Here is a 6,185-nt window from a genome sequence, read left to right on the forward strand (position 1 = left end):
TTTGAGCAGGGCGACGTTGGAGCGGATATATTCGGTGACGGTGGCTTCGCTGAGTTTGATGGTGGAGCCAGCGCAGGAACGTTCGGCGGTTGCATCGGTGAGTTCAAAGGCTTGTTCGACTTTGAGATCGGGTAAGCCTTCGATTTCCATAATCCGCCCAGAGAAGACGTTGAGTTTGTTTTGTTTGTCGTTGGTGAGTAAGCCTTTTTGCATGGCGACGTAGGGAATCGCATTGACAACATCGCGGAGGGTGACTCCGCCGCGTTGGGCGAAGAAGTCGGGTAAGTCTTGGTGGGTTTTAATATCGACGGGCTTGGGATAGGCGGCGGTGTGACAGAAGCTACTCTTCGCCATTTCCTAAGCCGCTTTCGGCTGCACTTCTCAATGAGAGCCATAACTCTTTTAGGGGTTGACTTACGGCACTATCTGGTTCATTTAATACAAGCTGCTGATATTCCTCAATGTACCTTGTGCGAGAACGATGAAATAAATGTAGAAAATGACGCAAGAAGCTGATGCAATCTAGCACGGCTATTTCAACTCCACCTGTTTTCTCGTAGAGGCTTTTAGCATAATTGTTTACCTCTTGCGGAATTTCTGAGGTAGTGATAAAGATGTAGTTGTCGATATCTTTGTCTAAAATCTTTTGGACGGCAAGATCGATATCTTCTCTCGTTACGGGGCGCATTTTCATTTCGTAGCCAGTCAAAACTCGCTCATCATTAATAAGGGTTATTTCTACATCACCAATGGCACCAGTCTGTTTATCAGCCGCATTATGACTTGCTAGAACTTTTGCCTGTTCGCCTAGTTCTGTACTGGCAGTTTTATATGCTGCCGTCACAATCAGTACTGGTAATCGGCTCGAATTACGTCCTACCAAGTGGCTTTGAACGATCGAAACAATGCTTTCCGAGGATAATGGAATAGCCCCAGCTAATGGTTTTACTCCTGCCAAAAGTGTTTCGATCCGCTGCTGATTTTCATGTTTGACAATCAGCAAGACACGAATGCTTTCAGCTAGTAAATCTTCAGCACTTACTGTTCCTGTATGAACATCGTCAAGCAATTGTAGAGCCGCTTTGTAAAGTTCTGGCGGTCGTCCAACTAGGTTGGTATTTAGTGTGAGTGGTTCGCTGCGGTTGCGAAGTGCAGGTGTCAGGAATGCAGTTGTGGTGTTGCAGGGAAGACGATGCTCGGCGATAAATTGCCCGATATACGCTTCATCATAAGTACGACCGGAAAATGTATCGGTGCCATCAATTTCTGTGTAAGGCTTGCGGATATCTACTTGCGGTTTGTGAATCTTTGCTAGACAACAAGACAATATCAACCGAGATAGAGCCTTGTTACGGATGTTGCGACAAATTAATTCTACTCTTTGGCGAACACCCTCATTAGTTACAATCGAATTCCCTATGTCAGTGTTGGCTCTTTGGAGCGCGATTGCGAGGATTTCTGGTGGTGTGTCCATTCTATTTCCTTCGGTGGTTCGTAGTTCATCCACAGTACTTCAGTCCGCGCTGATTTGACCGAATGACACATTTTCGCGGGAGCTTCCACGATATACCAGTCACTATATAATTCATCCATCAAATCGCAATGGTAGCTCGATAAAGCAACTTTTCCTTGGACATTCCTAAGTACTGATGCGAGTTCTCGATGGTCGGTATCGGTCATTTCATGTGCGTATGCTTTGGAATCACCCCGCGCACTGTGTGGGTAAGGTGGGTCACAGTAGAATAGCGTTTCAGCACTATCATATCGTTTGATGATATCGATCGCGGGTGCATTCTCGATTTGAACGCGCAATAGTCTTTGAGCGATGAGTGATAAATCGTCGATACTACCGAGCCACCGAGACACCGCACCTGACATGCCAGCGCGACTGGTTAATAGGCAATGCGCCCAACGTCCCGCACTGGATGTTTGAGCAAGTCCAGTTCGGACTTGTCTAGCACACACGAAAAAACGCCGAGCGCGTTCTAGTTCGGTGATTCCTTCTGTCTGGCGTTGGCTTGCTAATCCTAATTCCTCACGGGAGAAAGGTGTTAAACCGATGGCTTCAATCAGGGATTCCTTTTGGTCGCGGAGGACGCGAAAAAAGTTCACGACTTCGCTGTGGATATCATTGTAAGTTTCCACGGGAGAGGGAGGGCGATTGATGATGACGGCAGCGGAGCCACCGAATACGTCGCAAAAATGTTGTGATGGTGGTAGTAGGGGTAAGAGCCAGTCGAGGTGGCTATATTTTCCGCCATACCAGCCAAATGCGATCGATTTTCCCATTGTTTTTAGTTGAATCTCACCGAAAAATGATGTTTAGTGAAGTCTCGATCGATAATCATAAGTAAGGTAGCCCCGATATTGATAATATCACAACTGCCTGAAACCTAGCTGTTGAAAGCTACTCACAGTTTTTACATAGCTTTCGAGAGTGGATCGCAGTAGATGTACTTTTTTATACCCTTGACATCTTTAAACTAGGTAGGCTAAATTAGGTATACCTAAATAAAGACACCTGATTTGACCTTGATAGGCTGTGTAAAAAATACAGAAATAATTATGTCATATCACTTGTTCGAGATCCCTTAGGTCAGCGGTCATCATACAGATCTAGTTCTTGCAGATCCTGATAACCCAAATGCCCCCGCCTATTCTCACTATGCTTTTACCATCGGAGCTTCAGCTAACGCAAACGAATTAACTCAGCGTCGAGGGATTCCATTTAATAGCTTTCGTGACTGGGAAAAACTGTCTAGCAAGATTGAGCAGATGATAGCTCCAGAAAATGCATACTTTCCAGGGAAAAGTGTACTAGAGGAAAAAGACTTAAATCCAGCATTTCGAGCTAACACTGCGATGCGGCTTGGTGCATTGGAATTACTTGCTAATATATTTTCTGGTCGAATTACTACCAGCGATAAAGATCCTTTTCCTCATCAACTGGCACTCCAACAGTATATGAAGTCTCATCAGACGCAAGTTCAACGTCTTCTTATTGCTGATGAAGTTGGACTTGGAAAAACGATTGAAGTAGGTTTAATCTTGCGAGATTTACGCGTGGGACAGGGTTATTCAAAGTGTCTTTACCTGACAAAGGGTGGACTTCTGGATGATGTCAGGCAGAAACTTCAGTCAGTTATTCCTGGTGGGATAGATGGTGAGAGTATTGTTCAAATCGAGAAATCTTTTATTGAATATGGAAATCGTACTGATGGAATTCATATTGCCAGTATGGATGCGGCAAAACGCTATGTAAAAAAAGCACAGAAAAAGAAACTGCCTATGGGAGCTAGTCCTGAGATCTTGATTATTGATGAAGCACATCACTGTGCAAGTGAAGATGAACTGACTAGTACACAACGTATTGGACTAAAAGGAAAAACAACAAGAGCTTATGAAGCTGCTTACCAAATGATTACTGGAGAGTTTTGGCAGAACTCTACTCCTCCAAAACTAGTAATATTCATGAGTGCTACCCCATTTCGTTCTAAGGCTCAATTCATAAACCTTTTGCGTCTTCTCACACATAAGACTTCAGAAGTTGAGAATGCATACTCAAATGATTTTGAGGAGGATCTTATTCAAGTGCTACGTCCTGGTAAATCATCTACAGCAATTATTTGGAGACAGCAAGATAATGTTCGTAGTTGGTCTAATGAACCCCTATTTCCAAACTTAATAATTAAACGTCCATCCTTACAGGCAAGCGAAGCCTATCTAAACTTGATTGAAAATATTAGAGAAAAAATAAAGCAAATTCATCGTGCTTATGGTGAAAGCTTTGGCGGATTTGCAATTCGGCAACTTGAAACACGATTAACTAGCAGCACTATTACCGGAGCAATGTGGCTATTCCGTTGGTGCATTAGACATCAGGAGTGGAAAACTCAAAAAGAATATCAACAAGATGTAACTGAAAGCACTGAGAATCTTCGCAAACTCATTAAAGTAATTTCTCAAAAACTTCTTGCTTATGACGAGCGAAATAGAAGTGAACAGCATGTCGATGTTTCATTCTCTAGTGATAATTTTATATTCAAAGCTGGCAAGATAGGACAGCCAAATACTCCACTGAAGAAGAACGCCATAAATGATATTTATGATTTCAACAAAAAGCTTCGCTATAATGATGATGAAGACGCTACGTTTATTGCAGATAGTCATGAAATAATAGAGCTGACAGAATTTGCATTAGAGCTTCTGAATTTTGCAGATATTCATAGTGAAGATGAATCTGGAGCAGAAAATGCAAAATTAACTTGGCTAAAAGAAATATTAGCAGAGCATCCTGAATCAAAATTCCTGGTTTTTACTGAAAGCTTGCAAACCTGTGAAATTATTATTAAAGCTCTTCCGCGAATGGGTGAAAAATTAACTGGAGATATGCGTCTTGCGGAGAGAGAAGCTGCTGTTGCTAAATTACGAGATGCCAACAGTCCTATCAGATTTCTAGTTGCAACTTCAGCCGCAGATGAAGGATTTGATTTTCAAGTTGCAAACCGTGTTATCCATTGGGATTTAAGTCCAAATCCAGCAGTTTTAATGCAAAGAAACGGTCGTGTTGCTCGATTAGGGCAAATATCAGATGTTACTGCTTATTACTTAATTATTGCTGGAACGCACGAACAAAAACGAGAAGATGCATTACTCGAACGTTTTGAACAACTTGAGATCAATGATGAAAGATTGCGCCTTAAAATTTTAGGTTCTCTCCGTATGGAAGATGAAGATAAAATCTTTCAGAAGATTGAAGAAAAAAAAATTCTCATTAATTGATGGAATTCTCAATCAAGCTAGATCCGACCAAGAAGACATGGAGAAGAAATTAGGCAATCTTCAAACAGAACTCAAACAGCAGTGGGTTATTAGTCGTGAACAACTAGCAGAAAGACTTGAGCGATGGATGGAATTAGGATTACCTGCTATCGATTAAAAACACAAAGTTACTTTTAGTACTAAGGATTGGAATCGTCCAGTATTCCGTAATGAAGGTACAACTATGCAAATTGAGCGGGCTAAGATTGCTACTATTCAAGATAAGAAATTCACATTTAACCCAGAGTTTAAAGTGTTTGGCAGAGAGAAGGAAAATATATTGCTTGCAGGTCTTTATCCCTGGTACCCAGATGACCGCGAAGAAGGGGTCATAAAGCACCGACCAATGAGTAGATATAAATCTGATGACCCGATTGGTCGCCTTGCTTGTTCGCTAGCTCGACAGTCTAAAGCAGACTTTACAACAATTGCAGCAAATAAATTGTATGAGCAATTTCCTACTCTGCGAGATGCTAATTATGTCTTATTTGCAACTCATCCGCTTCGTGAAGTAGAAAATCAGTCAGCTACCACCGATTCTTACTTAACATTTTATGCTTTCAGTAGCGACTTGTCTCATCCTATGAATCCTGAAGGTGCATCAGCACAGGAAGTCTATCAGTTAATTTCCTTGTTAGAGAAAGATTCACTTGAAACAGATTCACCATCGGTGGAAGCCAGTGTACTTGAGTCTGCAACAACTGCAAGTAAAAAACTTGCAGATTGGTTGGATAAACGTACAAAACTTGCAACACTTACTGATAAATCATATTTTCTTCCGATTCCAGTAGTGCTTGTTGCGGTACTTCCATAAAAATGTGAGCGATAGCCTAATGAAACATTCAGTAGGCTATCGCCAATCCATTTCTAAATCTACACATCAGATACCGTCCTTCTATTTGAGGGGGAAATTGTTGAGAGGTAATTGGTTGTATCGGAGGTTGAACCCACCCCGCCCTGTCGGGCACCCCTCCTCGGAGGGGATTTCCACGTCATGCTTTTTAGACTTCGGCTAACTTCTTTACCTCATCCACCGAAACAGTTCGACCTTCATCTTCAAAACCAGAAATCTGGTCGAAATTCAGATAACGATACAGATCCCCCGCAAACGGATTAATTTTCTTACTCATCAACTCCAGATATTCCGGTACCGTCGGAATCCGCCCTAATAGCGAACAAACTGCGGCTAATTCTGCCGAACCGAGATAAACTTGGGCACCTTTACCCATCCGGTTATTGAAATTACGGGTGGAGGTCGAGAACACCGTGGCATTATCAGCGGTGCGGGCTTGATTGCCCATACAGAGACTGCATCCGGGCATTTCTGTCCGTGCGCCAGCGGCATCGAAGATCGCGTACATCCC

General features: G+C 42.5%; 6 protein-coding genes and 1 pseudogene. 3 read left to right on the forward strand and 4 right to left on the reverse strand.

Going from position 1 to position 6,185, the window contains the following annotated elements:
• The 3 genes and pseudogenes from ACEW9J_RS02415 to ACEW9J_RS02425 form a co-directional block, all read right to left on the reverse strand.
• Window positions 1–357: pseudogene (locus ACEW9J_RS02415) on the reverse strand (hypothetical protein); the annotation flags it as partial.
• Window positions 341–1,474, reverse strand: coding sequence for a DNA methyltransferase (locus ACEW9J_RS02420; protein WP_373543553.1), 1,134 nt, complete (start codon window positions 1,472–1,474; stop codon window positions 341–343). The gene ACEW9J_RS02420 and the pseudogene ACEW9J_RS02415, both read right to left, overlap by 17 nt.
• On the reverse strand, window positions 1,417–2,289 hold the full coding sequence (locus tag ACEW9J_RS02425; RefSeq protein WP_373543554.1) for a DNA adenine methylase: 873 nt from the start codon (window positions 2,287–2,289) through the stop codon (window positions 1,417–1,419). The genes ACEW9J_RS02420 and ACEW9J_RS02425 overlap by 58 nt, the downstream gene beginning before the upstream one ends.
• Window positions 2,290–2,775: 486 nt before the next feature.
• Here ACEW9J_RS02425 and ACEW9J_RS02430 point away from each other — a divergent pair, with 486 nt between their 5' ends.
• The 3 genes from ACEW9J_RS02430 (at window position 2,776) to ACEW9J_RS02440 (ending at window position 5,635) form a co-directional block, all read left to right on the forward strand.
• The gene (locus ACEW9J_RS02430; protein ID WP_373543555.1) at window positions 2,776–4,782 is read left to right on the forward strand and encodes a helicase-related protein; all 2,007 of its coding nucleotides are present in this window, start codon (window positions 2,776–2,778) and stop codon (window positions 4,780–4,782) included.
• The gene (locus ACEW9J_RS02435; RefSeq protein ID WP_373543556.1) at window positions 4,754–4,939 is read left to right on the forward strand and encodes a hypothetical protein; all 186 of its coding nucleotides are present in this window, start codon (window positions 4,754–4,756) and stop codon (window positions 4,937–4,939) included. Before ACEW9J_RS02430 ends, ACEW9J_RS02435 begins: the two co-directional genes overlap by 29 nt.
• Window positions 4,940–5,005: 66 nt before the next feature.
• Window positions 5,006–5,635: a hypothetical protein gene (locus ACEW9J_RS02440; protein WP_373543557.1), complete on the forward strand. Its 630-nt coding sequence runs from the start codon at window positions 5,006–5,008 to the stop codon at window positions 5,633–5,635.
• Window positions 5,636–5,822: 187 nt separating this feature from the next.
• Here the strand turns inward: ACEW9J_RS02440 and ACEW9J_RS02445 are convergent.
• Window positions 5,823–6,185 (reverse strand): aconitase family protein (locus ACEW9J_RS02445; RefSeq protein WP_373543558.1); only part of this gene is annotated, 363 nt, incomplete at its 5' end.

Origin of the sequence: Chamaesiphon sp., assembly GCF_041737865.1 — a bacterium.
Taxonomy (GTDB): Bacteria; Cyanobacteriota; Cyanobacteriia; order Cyanobacteriales; family Chamaesiphonaceae; genus Chamaesiphon.

Bases quoted from the DNA above. Each gene is read 5' to 3' on its own strand.
- ACEW9J_RS02420 (WP_373543553.1), bottom strand. From the start codon at position 1,474: ATGGACACACCACCAGAAATCCTCGCAATCGCGCTCCAAAGAGCCAAC.
- ACEW9J_RS02425 (WP_373543554.1), bottom strand. From the start codon at position 2,289: ATGGGAAAATCGATCGCATTTGGCTGGTATGGCGGAAAATATAGCCAC.
- ACEW9J_RS02430 (WP_373543555.1), top strand. From the start codon at position 2,776: ATGATAGCTCCAGAAAATGCATACTTTCCAGGGAAAAGTGTACTAGAG.
- ACEW9J_RS02440 (WP_373543557.1), top strand. From the start codon at position 5,006: ATGCAAATTGAGCGGGCTAAGATTGCTACTATTCAAGATAAGAAATTC.